Annotated in this window: 12 protein-coding genes and 1 pseudogene; 1 reads left to right on the top strand and 12 read right to left on the bottom strand. The window is 38.1% G+C overall.

What is annotated here, in order from left to right; all coding sequences use genetic code 11:
• Nucleotides 1-329: 329 nt before the first annotated feature.
• On the top strand, nucleotides 330-530 hold the full coding sequence (locus C7J88_RS09350) for a cold-shock protein (protein WP_044360936.1): 201 nt from the start codon (nucleotides 330-332) through the stop codon (nucleotides 528-530).
• Between the two features lie 56 nt (nucleotides 531-586).
• Here the strand turns inward: C7J88_RS09350 and C7J88_RS09345 are convergent, their stop codons facing one another.
• From C7J88_RS09345 to uvrA, 12 genes and pseudogenes are all read right to left on the bottom strand, one after another.
• Nucleotides 587-952: a DUF1304 domain-containing protein gene (locus C7J88_RS09345; RefSeq protein WP_095115633.1), complete on the bottom strand. Its 366-nt coding sequence runs from the start codon at nucleotides 950-952 to the stop codon at nucleotides 587-589.
• A 270-nt stretch (nucleotides 953-1,222) separates the two neighbouring features.
• Nucleotides 1,223-4,624, bottom strand: a pseudogene (locus C7J88_RS09340) (fibrinogen-binding adhesin SdrG C-terminal domain-containing protein); the annotation flags it as partial.
• Nucleotides 4,625-5,070: 446 nt separating this feature from the next.
• Nucleotides 5,071-6,015: a DNA-binding protein WhiA gene (gene whiA / locus C7J88_RS09335; protein ID WP_095115629.1), complete on the bottom strand. Its 945-nt coding sequence runs from the start codon at nucleotides 6,013-6,015 to the stop codon at nucleotides 5,071-5,073.
• Nucleotides 6,016-6,035: 20 nt separating this feature from the next.
• Entirely contained in the window at nucleotides 6,036-7,052 is a 1,017-nt protein-coding gene (locus tag C7J88_RS09330; protein ID WP_095115627.1) for a gluconeogenesis factor YvcK family protein, read from the bottom strand.
• Entirely contained in the window at nucleotides 7,052-7,963 is a 912-nt protein-coding gene (rapZ, locus tag C7J88_RS09325; protein ID WP_095115626.1) for an RNase adapter RapZ, read from the bottom strand. Before rapZ ends, C7J88_RS09330 begins: the two co-directional genes overlap by 1 nt.
• Before the next feature lie 170 nt (nucleotides 7,964-8,133).
• Complete coding sequence (gene trxB / locus C7J88_RS09320) at nucleotides 8,134-9,066, bottom strand: thioredoxin-disulfide reductase (RefSeq protein WP_095115624.1); 933 nt, start codon at nucleotides 9,064-9,066, stop codon at nucleotides 8,134-8,136.
• A 77-nt stretch (nucleotides 9,067-9,143) separates the two neighbouring features.
• A complete protein-coding gene (locus C7J88_RS09315; protein ID WP_095115621.1) occupies nucleotides 9,144-10,580 on the bottom strand; it encodes a tetratricopeptide repeat protein in 1,437 nt (478 codons plus the stop codon).
• A gap of 15 nt (nucleotides 10,581-10,595) precedes the next feature.
• Nucleotides 10,596-11,081, bottom strand: a complete 486-nt coding sequence (locus tag C7J88_RS09310; protein WP_095115619.1) for an acyltransferase — start codon at nucleotides 11,079-11,081, stop codon at nucleotides 10,596-10,598.
• A gap of 1 nt (nucleotide 11,082) precedes the next feature.
• Entirely contained in the window at nucleotides 11,083-11,925 is an 843-nt protein-coding gene (gene lgt / locus C7J88_RS09305; protein WP_095115617.1) for a prolipoprotein diacylglyceryl transferase, read from the bottom strand.
• Nucleotides 11,922-12,863, bottom strand: coding sequence for an HPr(Ser) kinase/phosphatase (gene hprK / locus C7J88_RS09300; protein WP_095115615.1), 942 nt, complete (start codon nucleotides 12,861-12,863; stop codon nucleotides 11,922-11,924). Before hprK ends, lgt begins: the two co-directional genes overlap by 4 nt.
• Nucleotides 12,864-13,454: 591 nt before the next feature.
• Nucleotides 13,455-13,802 (bottom strand): SHOCT-like domain-containing protein, encoded by a 348-nt coding sequence (locus C7J88_RS09295; protein WP_095115613.1) that lies wholly within the window; start codon nucleotides 13,800-13,802, stop codon nucleotides 13,455-13,457.
• Nucleotides 13,803-13,805: 3 nt separating this feature from the next.
• Complete coding sequence (gene uvrA / locus C7J88_RS09290) at nucleotides 13,806-16,649, bottom strand: excinuclease ABC subunit UvrA (RefSeq protein ID WP_095115611.1); 2,844 nt, start codon at nucleotides 16,647-16,649, stop codon at nucleotides 13,806-13,808.
• Nucleotides 16,650-16,653 lie beyond the last annotated feature (4 nt).

The following is a 16,653-nucleotide window of genomic DNA, read 5'->3' as shown; positions in this document are numbered from 1 at the left end:
TTACTCAGAAATACATCACCATTAGTATATACTTCAATCTAATATGTTCTAGCTATAATAATATCAGTACTTTGTTTTTTAATCATATTAGCTGCACCTCAAAAAGAGTACTTTGTTATTTTTAAGGTGTAAAAACCTTTGTTTTTCACTTTTTAAAAGTTTTTATTAAAATTCTCTTTACTTTTACTCAAATACCCTGTATAGTTTAATTTATCGTAATAAAAGCTCGTGTAATTGAATTGTAGTTTATTTTGAAGAATATACTCCTTTTGATGAAAGAATTTTTTTACAGAAATAAAAACGTGCAATATGCACACGGAGGTATTCTTATGTATAACGGTACAGTAAAATGGTTTAACGCAGAAAAAGGTTTTGGATTTATCGAACGTGAAGAAGGAAACGACGTATTCGTTCACTTCTCAGCAATCGAAGGCGAAGGCTACAAATCATTAGAAGAAGGTCAACAAGTGGAATTTGATATCGTATCAGGTGACCGTGGTGATCAAGCAGCTAACGTTATCAAACGTTAATTTGTTATCATAATTTAAGAATCGAGACATTTCGTTAAGGAAGTGTTTCGATTTTTTTATGCCAAAAATAAAATACTAATCAATGCAATAATAGGTAACGTGCCTTGCTTGAAGAAGATACTTTTATCACTTGAGATACCGCCATATAAAGCAACACCAATGATGTACAATAACAACATGATACAAACTTCTCTCGGATTACCTGAGATGAATGCGCCATACAATAATAAAACACCGATTAAGCCATTATAAATGCCTTGATTTTTCAACAATACTTGCATATTATGATCACGTAATTTTTCCTTTGAGATATTAAATACACGACTCGTTTGGTCCGAGACTGTTTTAAACGTTTCAAGATACATAATATAAAAGAACTCTAAAGCCACTAATACAACTAGAATTGTCGATGTGATAGACATATTCTTCTCTCCTTTTTATCATTTTTATTCATCTTAACTCAGATGACTCTCATACTTTATGCTATTTCTACTAAAAAACACAATTGATTAAGCTTAAAAACATATATTAGTGATTTATATGTCATTAAATATTTCCTACTTTTGTTTAGACAATAAGAAAAAGTGGGACACCGAAATGCCCCACTCCAAGTCTCTACTAGTTACGTGCATCAACGATACACTTTTACCCCATAGATTTTATATTCATTTTTAGCGAATAATTAGTATTAATTATTCTTTCTCATCATTTCTGCGACGTGATCTGAATAAGAATACAGAACCCATTGCTGCAAATAATGATCCAAGAAGTGTACCTTCATAGTTTGTTTCATTACCTGTATCAGGGAGATGTTTCTTACCATCTTTGTCTTTGCCATCATGGTCTGCAGGCTTGTCGCCATCTTTATCCATTTCTGCATCAGCATCTGAGTCAGAATCACTGTCCGCATCTGAATCTGAGTCTGCATCTGAATCAGCATCGCTATCTGCGTCTGCATCACTGTCTGCATCTGAGTCTGCGTCGCTATCTGCGTCTGCATCTGAGTCAGCATCTGAGTCAGCGTCGCTATCTGAGTCTGCGTCGCTATCTGCGTCTGCATCTGAGTCAGCATCTGAGTCAGCGTCGCTATCTGCGTCTGCATCTGAATCCGCATCGCTATCTGCGTCTGCATCACTGTCTGCATCTGAATCAGCATCGCTATCTGCATCTGCATCTGAATCACTGTCTGCATCTGAGTCAGCATCGCTATCTGCGTCTGAATCACTGTCCGCATCTGAGTCAGCGTCGCTATCCGCATCTGAATCTGAATCCGCATCCGAGTCAGCATCGCTGTCTGCGTCTGAATCACTGTCTGCATCCGAGTCAGCATCACTGTCTGCGTCTGAATCTGAGTCCGCATCTGAGTCAGCATCGCTGTCTGCATCCGAGTCAGCATCGCTGTCTGCGTCTGAATCACTGTCTGCATCTGAGTCAGCATCGCTATCTGCGTCTGCATCACTGTCTGCATCCGAGTCAGCATCGCTATCTGCGTCTGAGTCACTGTCTGCATCTGAGTCAGCATCGCTATCTGCGTCTGAATCACTGTCCGCATCTGAATCAGCATCGCTGTCCGCGTCTGAATCTGAGTCTGAATCTGAGTCAGCATCGCTATCTGCGTCTGAATCACTGTCCGCATCTGAATCAGCATCGCTATCTGCGTCTGAGTCACTGTCTGCATCTGAGTCAGCATCGCTATCTGCGTCTGAATCACTGTCCGCATCTGAATCAGCATCGCTGTCCGCGTCTGAATCTGAGTCTGAATCTGAGTCAGCATCGCTATCTGCGTCTGAATCACTGTCCGCATCTGAATCAGCATCGCTATCTGCGTCTGAGTCACTGTCTGCATCTGAGTCAGCATCGCTATCTGCGTCTGAATCACTGTCCGCATCTGAATCAGCATCGCTGTCCGCGTCTGAATCTGAGTCTGAATCTGAGTCAGCATCGCTATCTGCGTCTGAATCACTGTCCGCATCTGAATCAGCATCGCTATCTGCGTCTGAGTCACTGTCTGCATCTGAGTCAGCATCGCTATCTGCGTCTGAATCACTGTCCGCATCTGAATCAGCATCGCTGTCCGCGTCTGAATCTGAGTCTGCATCTGAATCAGCATCGCTATCCGCGTCTGAATCTGAGTCTGCATCTGAGTCAGCATCGCTATCTGCGTCTGAATCTGAATCCGCATCTGAGTCAGCGTCGCTATCTGCATCGGCATCTGCGTCAGCATCTGAATCTTCTTTATGGAAACCAGAATCGATTGATAAATTATCTTCTGTTAGATCTACTTCTACTGTTGGACCATCTGAGTCTTTTTCATCATCGCCACCTTGATTTACAGTTGTTGGTGTATATCCTTCTGGCGTTTCAAATTCTACTGTGTAATGTCCTGGATCTAATTCTTCGAAAATGTATTTTCCATCTTCGTCTGTTTTTGTACGTCCAATTTCTTCACCTTGATCATTTTTCAAGACAACTGTTACACCTGAAATTGGTTTTTCAGTGTCATCTTGAACGCCATCTTTATTAGTATCTTCCCATACATAGTCACCTAGTTTTAATTTGGGGTTAATTGATCCATCTGCATTACCAGATCCTTTGTATATGAGGTTCTCATTATCCCAATAATATGAACTTCTGTTGCCTGTATAAACGTCTTGTGCATCCATTCTTACACGTGTTTTTACGTTTTCTTGAACATCACTATAATGTCCATCCACCACAACAACATACGTTTTATTTATTTTACCAAAATCGATTGTCGCTGTATTATCATTTTTATAAGTAACATAAGGTAATACATCATTTGTTACATCTTTATAATTAGGACTTTGTGGATCAATATAATAACTTTCTGTAATCTTTGAAGAATCCACAACCTCATAGATTTTTAAATTTGTTTGATCTTTTGAAATTACTGTACTACTTTTAGTGATATCATCATGATAACCTTGCAATGTTACTACTGTATTTTGTAAATTTCGTTTCATTGGGTTTACGTATACTGTTTGTTTGTATTCATTTTTACCAGAATCGATATCAATTTCTGTAATTGTAGATGTAATATTAGCACCATATTCATGACCTTGTGCTGGATTACCATAATCAATGTCTACAGTACCTCTATATGTTTGGTTTGCCATTCCAAACTCCACATCATAATGACCACTATTAGGCGTGTTTTTACGATCTGTAAAGATTGGCAACGTAAAGTTTCCTGATACTGTATCTTTATCATTTACATAATCAGTAAATACATAAGTTCCTTGTTTTGTTTCTGTATTATAAGTACCTGTTGCTACAATATCACCTGTCTTGCTTAATAAATCTGGTAAAGCTTGCGTGTTATTAACATTTGAATAGTCAATGTCGCCATCCAATGTTAAATTATGCGGCACCATAAAATTGAAATAATCATTTTCACGAACATTTCCTTCTATTTTAAATGCACCACTGAAGTTCAATGACTCCCCTTGGTTTGGATATAAAGGTCTATTCTCTAAAACTAAACTTTCCATGATAACATTTTCGTTTACTGATTTACCTGCTCCACTTTGAGCTGGTTCACCCGCTGCTCGGAAACCTGTCCCTGGTGTAATTGTTCCAATATTTTCTACTTTGTTTACTACTTCTTTATTTTCTGATACTTCTACATTATTATGTTCAACCGTTGCTTGGTTTTCTTCTGCTGTTTCTTTTACTTCTTCTTTTTGGTCCACTGGAACTGACTGTTCTGAATTTTGTGCTTCTTCTTTATTTGTGACAGTTGATTCTTCTTCATTAGTCGTTACTACTTCTTCTGTTTCCGGAACTTTTTCTGTTTCCGAAACCCCTTCTGTTTCAGAAACTGTTTCTTCTGTTTCTACTACCTCATTGTTTTGTTCATTGTTTTCTAATAATGATTTATCTGTTGTTTCAACAACACTTTCATCATTGTTTGATGTATTATCTGGTTGACCATTTGTTACTGATGTCTCTGCTGACTGATCTTGTTCTGCAGCTTTTACCTCTCCATTTGCAATCCCTAATGCTAATGTTGCACCAATAAGAATTGATGCTGTACCGACTGTGTACTTACGAATAGAGTATCTATTCTTTCGAGTGGGATCAAAATTCGAACTTTTTTTCAAATTAAACAACTCCTTTTTTAAATACATTGTATTACTATTACAATATTCTATATTAAAATACTATTTTACACAATAGTATTTATCCGATTTTCGACTTATTTTTAAATAACCAATTTTAGAATGCACCATATAATAATATATAAAATAAAAGATATTTATAACTGATGTAACCCTATAATAAAAGCTTGTTGCAATATTATCTTATATTTTTAGACAATTAATGATTTAATCCACCACTTTATTTTTACGAATTGTAATCAAATTTTATAAATATTATTATAAATAAGTAATTTATTATAGTTTTAAAAGAAAGAGATGAGTTTATTGTAGTTTTACTACACAAAAAAACACACATGTCAGCGATTAAGCTTTCATGTGTGTCATAATTATTATTTTATAAATGTATTCAACTGATACTATATCTCAAATTGTTCACCATTTCGGATTTTGTCTGCGAGTTCGTTAAGTTTGCGTAAGCGGTGATTCACGCCTGACTTAGAAATGGTACCTGTGCTAACCATTTCTCCAAGCTCTTTTAATGAAACATCTTGGTTTTCAATGCGGAGTTTCGCGATCTCTCTCAGTCGATCTGGTAAGTTGTCTAGTCCAATCTCTTCATCTATAAGTTCAATGCTCTTCACTTGTTTCATTGCAGCACTAACTGTTTTATTTAGATTGGCTGTTTCACAATTGACAAGTCGATTGACGGAATTTCTCATATCACGTACGATACGAACATCTTCAAACTTCAACAATGCTTGATAGCCACCTATCAAACTTAAAAATTCTGCAATGCGTTCTGCTTCTTTCATATACGTGATCCAACCTTTTTTACGTTCTAACTTTTTGGCATTCAATCCGTATTGATTCATCAGTTCTGTTAATCCTGCAGAATGACTTTCATACAATGAAAATATTTCGAGATGGTATGAAGAAGTTTCTGGATTATTGACGGAACCACCCGCCAAAAAAGCACCGCGTAAATAACTACGTCGCATATCATCCGTTGCTACCATCGATGCATCGATATCGTGCGTGAAACTTCCTTCTTTCAAAATACCTAATTCATCAAGTATTTCTCTCGCTTTCATCTTTATACGACAAATATATATATTATTCTTTTTTAGTTTCATTTTTTTACGTACTAATATTTCTACTTCCACATTAAATACTTTTTTAATTAGTGAATAAATACGTCTTGCAGTTGTCGCATTTTCTGTTTGAATATTGATGACAAATTGTTGATTAGACAGACTGAGTGCACCATTCATACGTATCAACGCACTGAGCTCTGCCATGGCATCATCATTATTCACTTCAACTCTTGTTAATTCGTTTTTCATGTCAGATGCAAAGCTCATATGATTGACATCCTCTCTTTCTAAAATCCGTCACCATGCTCTTTCGATTTTAATTGATCTGGATCGAACTCAATGGCGCTAATTTCTTGTAAGGCAATTTCATAAATCATCTCTGCAAGTATTTCTGTACGATGGCGGACGTAATGATTTTCTGAAATCAATGCGAGGTCTTTTCCAGTTACTAATTGTACGCCACGTTCTTTTAAAGCGACTTCATCATACAATACAGGTTGGGAGCCTTTTTCTTTATACTTCTCTAATACTTTATTATCAAACGTTAATTCGTTAGCAATGACAAAATCCAATACATTTTGTCCCAATTGTTGATGAATTGCATCAATATGATCAACAACAGAATAATAATCGGTTTCACCGGGTTGTGTCATAATATTAGAAACATAAAGCTTTTTCGCTTCACTTTGTACAAGTGCATCACTAATACCTTTTACACAAAGTGTTGAAATAACACTTGTGTACAGTGAACCTGGACCTAATATAATTAAGTCAGCATCCAACAACGCCTCAATCGCTTCATCCATTGGCTGAGCATCTTCCGGTTCTAAATATACACGCTTTATTTTCTTATGCTTTTTAGGGATATTTGACTCACCCACAACAATCTCTCCATCTTCCATTTCCGCACACAATTGTACGCTGGAAACAGTAGAAGGGATAACACGACCTTTTATATTCAAAATTTTACTCAATTCTTTAACTGCATGTCCAAAATCTTGTGTTATATTTGTCATTGCAGCTATTAATAGGTTGCCGAGTGAATGACCACTGATTTTATCTTCTTCAAAACGATATTTAAATAATTGTTCCAATGTAGGCTCTGCATCACTCAAAGCTGCTAATACGTTTCGTATATCACCTGGTGCTGGAATGTCCATCTCATGACGAATTTTCCCTGTACTCCCGCCATCATCTGCGACTGTTACAATTGCCGTAATATCTATCGGAAATGATCTTAATCCTCTCGCTAATACGGATAGGCCTGTTCCACCACCTATAAGTACTAATTTGAGCTGTTTCATTATTTATCTCCACTTTCGATATGTGCATCTCGATGGTACACATAAATATTATAGTCAAATATACGCTGAAGTTCGTCTGCTAAACGCTGTGCTAAAGCGACTGATCGATGTTGACCACCTGTACATCCAATTGCGATAACCAGTTGCGATTTGCCTTCTTTTTGATAACCAGGAATGGTAAAGCGCAATAAATCTAATAACTTATTATAAAATATCTCAGTTTCTTCCCATTTCATCACATAATCATAAACGGGCGCATCCATGCCTGTTAAAGGGCGCAATGCTTCATCGTAATATGGATTTGGTAAAAAACGCACGTCAAAAACGATGTCAGCATCAATTTGAATACCATGTTTAAATCCAAAACTTGTCACATTAATTGTAAACGAAGGGCCTTCATTTTGATTAAAATATTCCGCAATGCGTTTCTTTAGTTGCTTCGGTGTGAGCTTTGTTGTATCTACGATAAAGTTGGCAACACTTCTCACTCCGGTTAATAACTGGCGCTCTTCAGTAATTGCTTCCATTAACGTCAAGCCAGTCTTTTTTTGTAATGGGTGTTGACGGCGTGACTCTTTATAGCGTGAGATGAGCTTCTTTGTTTCAGCATCTACGTATAAAATATTTAATTCTACTTGTCCATCTTGTTTAATTTTATCGATTTCTTCAATGAAATTTTGAAAAAACTCACGACCACGCAAGTCGATACCAATCGCTACTTTATGCAGCGACGGTGTTCTTTCAGCCATTAATTCAATAAATTTTGGTAGTAATATCGGCGGTAAATTATCCACGCAAAAGTACCCTAAATCTTCAAGACTTTGAATTGCAACGGACTTTCCTGCGCCTGATAAACCAGTGACAATAATCAATTCTCGCTTTAATAACTCTTTATTTTCAATCTCATGCATATATATAACCACCATTCATTCTAGTCTCTATCAGTGTACATGAAAACCGTCTTAAGTAGTAGCTGTTATATAAAAAATTGCTGACATATACATAATGAAAGACTGAACAACTCTCATTCTCTTTGTTCAGCCTTTCTGCTATATGTTATATAGTGAAGATATACGAACGTCTAATCTTCTAATGATTCGATATATGCTTGAACACTTTGTGCGGCAATACTTCCGTCACCTGTTGCTGTGACGATTTGACGCAATCCTTTTTCACGTACGTCTCCTGCAACATAAACACCGGGAACTGCTGTACTCATGTCTTCATTTGCGATGACATAACCTGCTTCGTTCGTAATGCCTAAGTCTTCAAATGGTTTTGTGTTCGGTTGTGTCCCAATGTAGATGAATAAACCATCTGCTTCGACCGTTTGCTCTGAACCGTCTACTGTTGAAGCTAATGTCAATGATCCTACTTTACCATCTTTCGCATTGACTGATTTCAATGTATGGTTCCAGATAAAGTCGATTTTTTCATTTTTGAATGCTCGATCTTGTAAGATTTTTTGTGCGCGCAATTGATCACGTCGATGTACAATTGTCACTTTGTCTGCGAATTTTGTTAAAAATGTTCCTTCTTCAACTGCAGAGTCTCCGCCACCGATGACATATACATTTTTATTTTTGAAGAATGCGCCGTCACATACCGCACAGTAGCTGACACCACGACCACCTAACTCTTCTTCGCCTGGCACACCCATTTTTTTATGTTCTGCACCTGTTGCGATAATTACAGCCGTTGCTTCAACTTGGCTTGAGCCCAAGTCAATGATTTTGTAATCACCTTTATCTTCAATGCCTTTGATATCACCATATTTGTATTCTGCACCGAATTTTTTTGCGTGATCGAACATTTTATTTGAAAGGTCTGGTCCTGAAATCATCTCAAAACCTGGGAAGTTCTCAACTTCTTCTGTGTTAGCCATTTGTCCACCTGGCATCCCACGTTCGATCATCACTGTATTTAAATTAGCACGTGATGCATAGACAGCTGCAGTCATCCCTGCTGGTCCTGCACCAATAATAGCAACATCATAGCGTACTTGTTCTGTCATGGATAGTTCCTCCTCTTGTTTTACGTATCGTTCTTTTTATCATTGTTATTTTACGACATTTGTCTATATGGCTAAACTTATATGCTCATTAGCTCATCCAATGCTTCTCTGAATATTGTTTCAGATACATTAAACAGCTGACAAATTTGTTCGTGGGTTTTCGGTTCATTCGTTGTACTATAATATAAAAAAGTGACTGCCGCCACATAAGGTACAACCAAATCACGAGAGTTATCTAATGTTAAAAGGTCTTCCGCATAAGCAATCCATCTCAAAAACAACGCCGACTCATCTCGCAAGTCCGTCAGCTCATATAATCGCAACATCCCCCGATGTATAAAGTCTAACTTTGTCAAATGGAGATCTTGAATCAAATAGGACAAATACAGTTTTTCATAGTCACCTAATGATTCTAACAATGTCCACACATCACGAGTCATTAATACTTCTTTACCGTTTAATTGATTCAATAAGAACAAACCATATATGCGTCGATGCTGATCTTCACTCGTTAATAATGGTGCAATATGCTCATCAAAATACGTCACACGAGCATCGATGACCCATGGTGGCAAACCCGGATACGCACGATCAAATGCTGAAAGTTTATGCCAGAAATATTCGCTTTGTTCCCTATTTCCCAGGTAATAATAGTTCACAGAAAGTGCGTTAAATAATTGGAAAGTTTGTGACTTCCCTTTTCTATGGAGTGGCACGAGTAACTGTTGAGAGGCTTCATATTGTTTGAGATAACTTAAAACAATACCTAGCTTAAAAGTCTCATCGTCATTCATCGGCATAATTTTGTTCAAGCGTTTCAAATAATGCTCAAACAAATACTGTTCATTCATGTTGTGTAACAGTAACGTATAGTGACACAACGCATAAACGTCTGACGAATCTTCTTGTAATAAACGCTCATACATTTCTTTCGCTGCTTGATTCTCATTCAAATATAAGTAGCACATCGCAAGCAAGTTACGGACGATTCGGTTTTCTTGAATTTCATCATCTTGTCTTAAAATATATGCACGTGCTTCTAGTAAACGGCCTTCTCCAAACAAATATTGAAAAACAACTTGAACTGTGAACAACTGGCTTTCTTCTCGTAAAGTATCTTCTTCATGATAAGATACGTCAAACATGCTTTCTAGCTCTTCACGATAATCAGCATCCCCTGAAGAAAAAGCATAGTTCAAACCAAATAAATACGACTTATTAGGGTCATTCGCTGCCATATTTAATTGACTCAAGGCATAATACGCATCTTCTAAGTTTCGCCCCTCACTAATTTCATCATAATACAATGCTTCTGCCTTACGTACATTGCGAAGTTTTTCATAACATGTCGCAAGTGCTTGCTTCGCTTCAAAATGATCCGGTGACAATTCCAACACTTTTTCTAAGTAGTAGCGTGCTTTGTCATAAGCTTGTTGGCGTAACTTCTGCGTTGCAATTTTGTAATACAGTGTTACATCTTGATTAAATGGAATAATTTTCTGTTCTTGTGTCATCCTTGTCACCTCTCTCTATTTTTCCGGATATATTTGTATAGGTGCGCCATATGCCGTGGCGTTATCTGGTATATCTTTAGATACGACACTTCCTGCCCCGATGCGTACGTTGTTGCCAATTGTAACTCCTGGCAAAATAGTCACATTCGCTCCAATCAGCGTATTATCACCTATGTTCACATCACCGACACGCAGTGCACCTTGAATGAATTCATGTGTTAATATTGTCGCATTATACCCAATAATCACGTGATTGCCAATCGTAATCCGTTCTGGATACAACAAATCTGGAAGTGCTTTGAATGCAAACGCAGACTGCTTACCTATCGTCATGTGTAAAAGACGGCGATAAATAGTACGTTTCCAACTAACAAAAGGTATATAACGTGATACTTCAATAACTAAAGTATTTTTAAACATTTTGGTAAAACGAATATATTGATATAAGTACCATAATGGGTTGCGGTGCTCTGAGTGAATCGTCGTTAATTTTCGTGCCATGTTATCGACGCCCCTTATAAGGTGCACGTCCCGGCCAAGTCAATACAGATGCTTGACGATAATACATAGCCTTCTTCGACAAGCGTTGGATGACAACCAAAACAATGCCAATGACTATCAATACGATTGACATCATCTGTGCGACTCGTAAAGTATCTGCTAGCATCAAACTGTCCGTTCTTAACCCTTCAATGAAGAAGCGCCCTACGGAATACCAAATAAGGTATAGCGCAAATGTCTCTCCGATTCGTAAATGACGACGTAATGTGATAAGTAATACAAAACCAATCACATTCCAAACTGATTCGTATAAGAATGTTGGGTGATAGTATTGTCCGTTAATATACATATTATCGATGATAAAGTTCGGTAGTGACAGATTCTCAAGAAACGCCCTTGTGACTGGACCACCGTGTGCTTCATGGTTCATGAAGTTGCCCCATCTCCCAATACCTTGTGCCAAAATAATACTCGGTGCCACAATGTCAGCGATTTGTAATGGGTGCCAGTTTTTACGATAGCAATAATAAATCCCCATACCGAACGCACCGATTAAGCCACCGTGTATCGCAATACCACCATGCCATATCATTGGTATTTCGGCTGGATACTGACTGTAATAATCTAAATTGAACAGGACGAAATACAAACGTGCAGTAACAATTGCTACAATCACACAGATAATCAATAAATTGATCAAGTCATCTTCATGAAACCCTACTTTTTTCGCACTGCGTTGTGCAATCACATATCCTAATAATATTGCTGAGGCAATGATGATGCCGTACCATCTAATTGATAAACCGCCGAGTTGAATCGCAACTGGATCGATATAACCTATCATGGCTTGTCACCTTGCTTCAACTGACTATTTTTCATAATTTCAGCATTCAAGCGTTCATTGAACTCTTCTGCTGTATTAATCCCCATCACATTCAGACGATAGTTCATCGCCGCTACTTCGATAATTACAGCGACATTACGTCCAGGACGTATAGGCACCGTTTTTTTCGTAATATCTGTATCAAGAATTCTCAATTTCTCTTCATTCAGTCCAACGCGGTCATACATTTTACCTTCACGCCATGTCTCAAGGTTAATATTAAGTTGGATGCGTTTTTTCAATAAAATCGATCCTGCACCAAACAATGTCATCACATTGATAATACCGAGACCACGAATTTCTAGTAGATGACGAATAATTTCCGGCGCTTTACCGATTAACTCATCTTTCACCACTTCTTTAATTTCTACATTATCATCTGCCACTAGCCGATGACCGCGTTTCACAAGCTCAAGTGCTGTCTCACTCTTACCCACGCCTGAGTCACCAGTAATGAGTACACCGACGCCATATACATCGACAAGTACACCATGAAGGGATGTTGTGTTGGCAAGTTCATGTTCTAGATATGTTGTGAGACGTCCCATCACACGTGTTGTTGCTTCTTCAACATAGAGTAATGGTGTGTCCGTATCTTTTGCCGCTTCAATTAATTCATCTGGCGCTTCATGATCACGTGTAATAATAATTGCTGGTGTATCCGGACGACATAACTTACGCATACGCCCTTGACGTTCTTCATCACGTAATAAATTATAAAAAGACAATTCAGTCGTACCTAATACTTGGATACGGTTAGAAGAATAATGGGAGAAATAACCCGCCATCTCTAAACCAGGTCGTGAAATATCCGTGTTGTAAATCGGTCGGTCTAACCCACCTTCTCCTGCAACAACCTTCATGTCAAAACGTTCGATGACATCTTTTGTAGTTAACATCTCTTCACCTCTTTTTTTGGAACTCCACTCTATCATATCAAATTGTATATAGAACTGGGAACATAATTATATTCGTCATAATAGTTTAATATTTAACGAGGTTGTGACAGAAGTGTTTTAGGATTGAGCAGAACCCGAATAGCGAACAAAATTGCTTCTCAAATTTTGATGAGCTATGAAGTTCTGCCGAAATCCTTGCTTTTGGAACACTGACAGAACGAGGTTGTGACAGAAGCGTTTTAGGATTGAGCAGAACCCGAATAGCGAACAAAATTGCTTCTCAAATTTTGATGAGCTATGAAGTTCTGCCGAAATCCTTGCTTTTGGAACACTGACAGAACGAGATTGTGAAAAAAGCGTTTAGAATTCGAGCAGAATCAGAGCAATGAGACAAATCGCTTTTTGATTTTGTTGAGTTGCGAAATTCTGAAGAGAATTCTGCTTTTGGAACACTGACAGAACGAGGTTGTGACAGAAGTGTTTTGGGATTAGGTAGAAGTTCTAAATAAAAAAGCCATCGGGTACTACGCTGTATCAAACTTCATTTGATAACGTAACTTCCCTATGACTTTTTATTATATGATATAAATGCTATTTCTTCTTCAATTCTTCTGTCAATTGTTGTAATGTCTTCTCAAGTTGTTGAAATGGATTCGCTGTATCACCATTGTTTTCTTTCACTTTTTTCAACTGTTCATCAGCAGTTTGTACACCTTTGCGCACAGTATCTGTTACATTTTGCATTGCTTCTCGTACAAAATCTTCAACATTCAATTCTGTTTCTTTCGCAATCTGTTCATGACGGTTTGCAGTTGCTTCACTGTCTACTTTTGCTGAAGCTTCGTCTTGTTTCATCGCATCTAATAGCAATGTTGCATCTTCAACACTAATTTTACCATCAGCTAAGAGTTCTAACACTTTGACTTTTGCTGTATCCATTGCCTATTCCTCCATTCGTAATCGATCTCGTTCTAAAATACGTTTTAAATACTTACCTGTATATGACTGTTCGTTCTCTGCAATTTCTTCTGGCGTGCCGGTCGCAATAATGGTACCGCCACCGTCTCCACCTTCAGGACCTAGATCTATCAAATGGTCTGCCGTTTTAATGACATCTAGGTTATGTTCAATAATAACAACTGTGTCACCATTTTCCACTAATTTGTTTAACACTTTCAATAATCGTTGAATATCATCGACATGTAAACCGGTTGTTGGTTCATCAAGAATATAAATAGAACGGCCTGTGGAACGCTTATGAAGTTCAGAAGCTAGTTTTACACGCTGTGCTTCACCACCGGACAATGTGGTCGCTGGTTGTCCTAGTGTAATATACCCTAAACCAACGTCTACTAATGTTTGTAATTTTCGTTTAATCTTAGGGATATTTTCAAAAAAGTGTGTCGCATCTTCCACTGTCATAGCTAAAACATCTGCAATACTTTTCCCTTTATATGTCACTTCTAGTGTTTCACGATTGTAGCGTTTGCCTTCACACACTTCACACGGGACATACACATCTGGTAGAAAATGCATTTCAATTTTGATAATACCGTCCCCTTTACATGCTTCACAACGTCCACCTTTCACGTTAAAGCTAAAGCGTCCTTTTTGATAGCCGCGCACTTTGGCTTCATTTGTTGAGGCAAACACATCACGAATATCATCAAACACACCTGTATATGTGGCTGGATTAGAGCGTGGGGTACGTCCAATTGGCGATTGATCGATGTCTATAATTTTATCGATTTCTTCCATACCTGTAATCTCATCATGATCACCAGGACGTACTTTCGACTTATTGATTGTTTTCGCTAATGACTTGTACAATACTTCATTCACAAGCGAACTTTTTCCTGAACCAGAAACTCCCGTCACAACATTCATCACGGATAATGGGAAGTCTACATCAACATTTTTTAAATTATTACTACGTGCACCTTTTACAGAAATTTTACGGTCAGTCACTTCACGGCGGTGTTCAGGTAATGGAATAAACTTGGCACCACTTAAATATTGACCTGTAAGAGATTTTTTGTTCTTCATTACTTGTTTCGGCGTACCACTAGCAACGACTTCTCCGCCATGAACGCCTGCACCCGGTCCAATATCAACAAGATAATCCGCTTCATACATCGTATCTTCATCGTGTTCGACCACAATGAGTGTATTTCCTAAATCACGCATTTCTTTCAGCGTTCCAATCAAACGGTCGTTGTCACGTTGATGAAGTCCAATAGATGGTTCATCCAATACATACAACACACCGGATAGTCGTGAACCGATTTGTGTTGCCAGACGAATACGTTGTGCTTCTCCCCCTGACAATGTCCCTGAAGCTCGATCTAATGTTAAATAGTCTAATCCAACGTTATTTAAAAATGTTAAACGTGCTGAGATTTCTTTTAAAATCAAGCGTGCGATTTGCGCATCTTGTTCGGAGAGTTCGATGTTTTCATAGTAATCTAAGGCTTCACGAATTGATTGTGATACGACTTCTCCAATATTTTTACCCGCTACATAAACAGAAAGAGCTTCTTTGCTAAGACGTTGACCGTGACATGTTTCGCACGGTTGTTCCGCCAAATATTTACGCATCATTTCACGAGTATATTCTGATGGCGATTCATTAAAACGGCGTTCAATATTTGGTACGACACCTTCAAACGGCATCGTACGTTTTCGCTTTTCGCCAGAACGTGAATTAAAAGTAAATGTAATTTCTTTATCTCCTGAACCGTAAAGAACAATGTTCTGTTGACGTTCTGTCAACTTGCCGAATGGTTTATCCATATTGATTTTGTACACTTCGCATACACGTTTCAATAATGTTGGATAAAAGTCAGAACTTTTTGGTTCCCATGGTAAGATCGCACCTTCTGCCAGTGTTTTCGTACGGTCAGGAACAACAAGGTCTACATCAACTGTCAGTTTTTGACCTAAGCCATCACATGTTGGACATGCGCCGAAAGGACTGTTGAAACTAAACATTCTCGGTTCTAATTCACCAATTGTAAAGCCACAGATTGGGCATGCATGTTTCTCAGAAAACTCCAGTGGCTCTCCACCAATAACATCTACGACAAGACGTCCTTCTGATAGCTCAAGTACTGTCTCGATAGAATCTGCTAAACGTGTTTCAATGCCGGGTTTTACAACGAGACGATCGACGACAATCTCAATGGTATGGTTTTTATTTTTATCAAGTGCCGGTACATCAGTAATATCCATGATGTCACCATTTAATCGGACACGTACATAACCTTTTTTACTAATGTCTGTCAATAATTTTTCGTGTGTCCCTTTTCGATGATTCACGACTGGCGCTAACAGCTGAATCTTTGTACGCTCTTCCAATTCCATAATGCGGTCTGCCATCTGTTGGACGGTTTGCGATTCAATCTCTATACCGTGCTCTGGACATATTGGTTTTCCAATTCGGGCATACAATAAGCGAATATAATCATATATTTCTGTTACTGTGGCAACGGTCGAACGTGGGTTTTTACTCGTTGTTTTTTGATCGATTGAAATTGCAGGTGATAGCCCTTCTATCGTATCCACATCCGGCTTATCCATCTGTCCTAGAAATTGTCGTGCATATGCGCTCAAAGACTCCACATAGCGTCTTTGCCCTTCAGCATAAATCGTATCAAATGCTAGCGATGACTTACCCGACCCTGACAGACCTGTCATCACGATAAATTTATCTTTAGGCAACTCTATATCTACATTTTTTAAATTATGGGCGCGTGCCCCTTTCACTACTATTGATGGTCCTTTCATGTAT

Origin of the sequence: Staphylococcus muscae, from assembly GCF_003019275.1 — a bacterium.
GTDB lineage: Bacteria > Bacillota > Bacilli > Staphylococcales > Staphylococcaceae > Staphylococcus > Staphylococcus muscae.
This window is presented reverse-complemented; position numbering and strand designations above follow the sequence as displayed.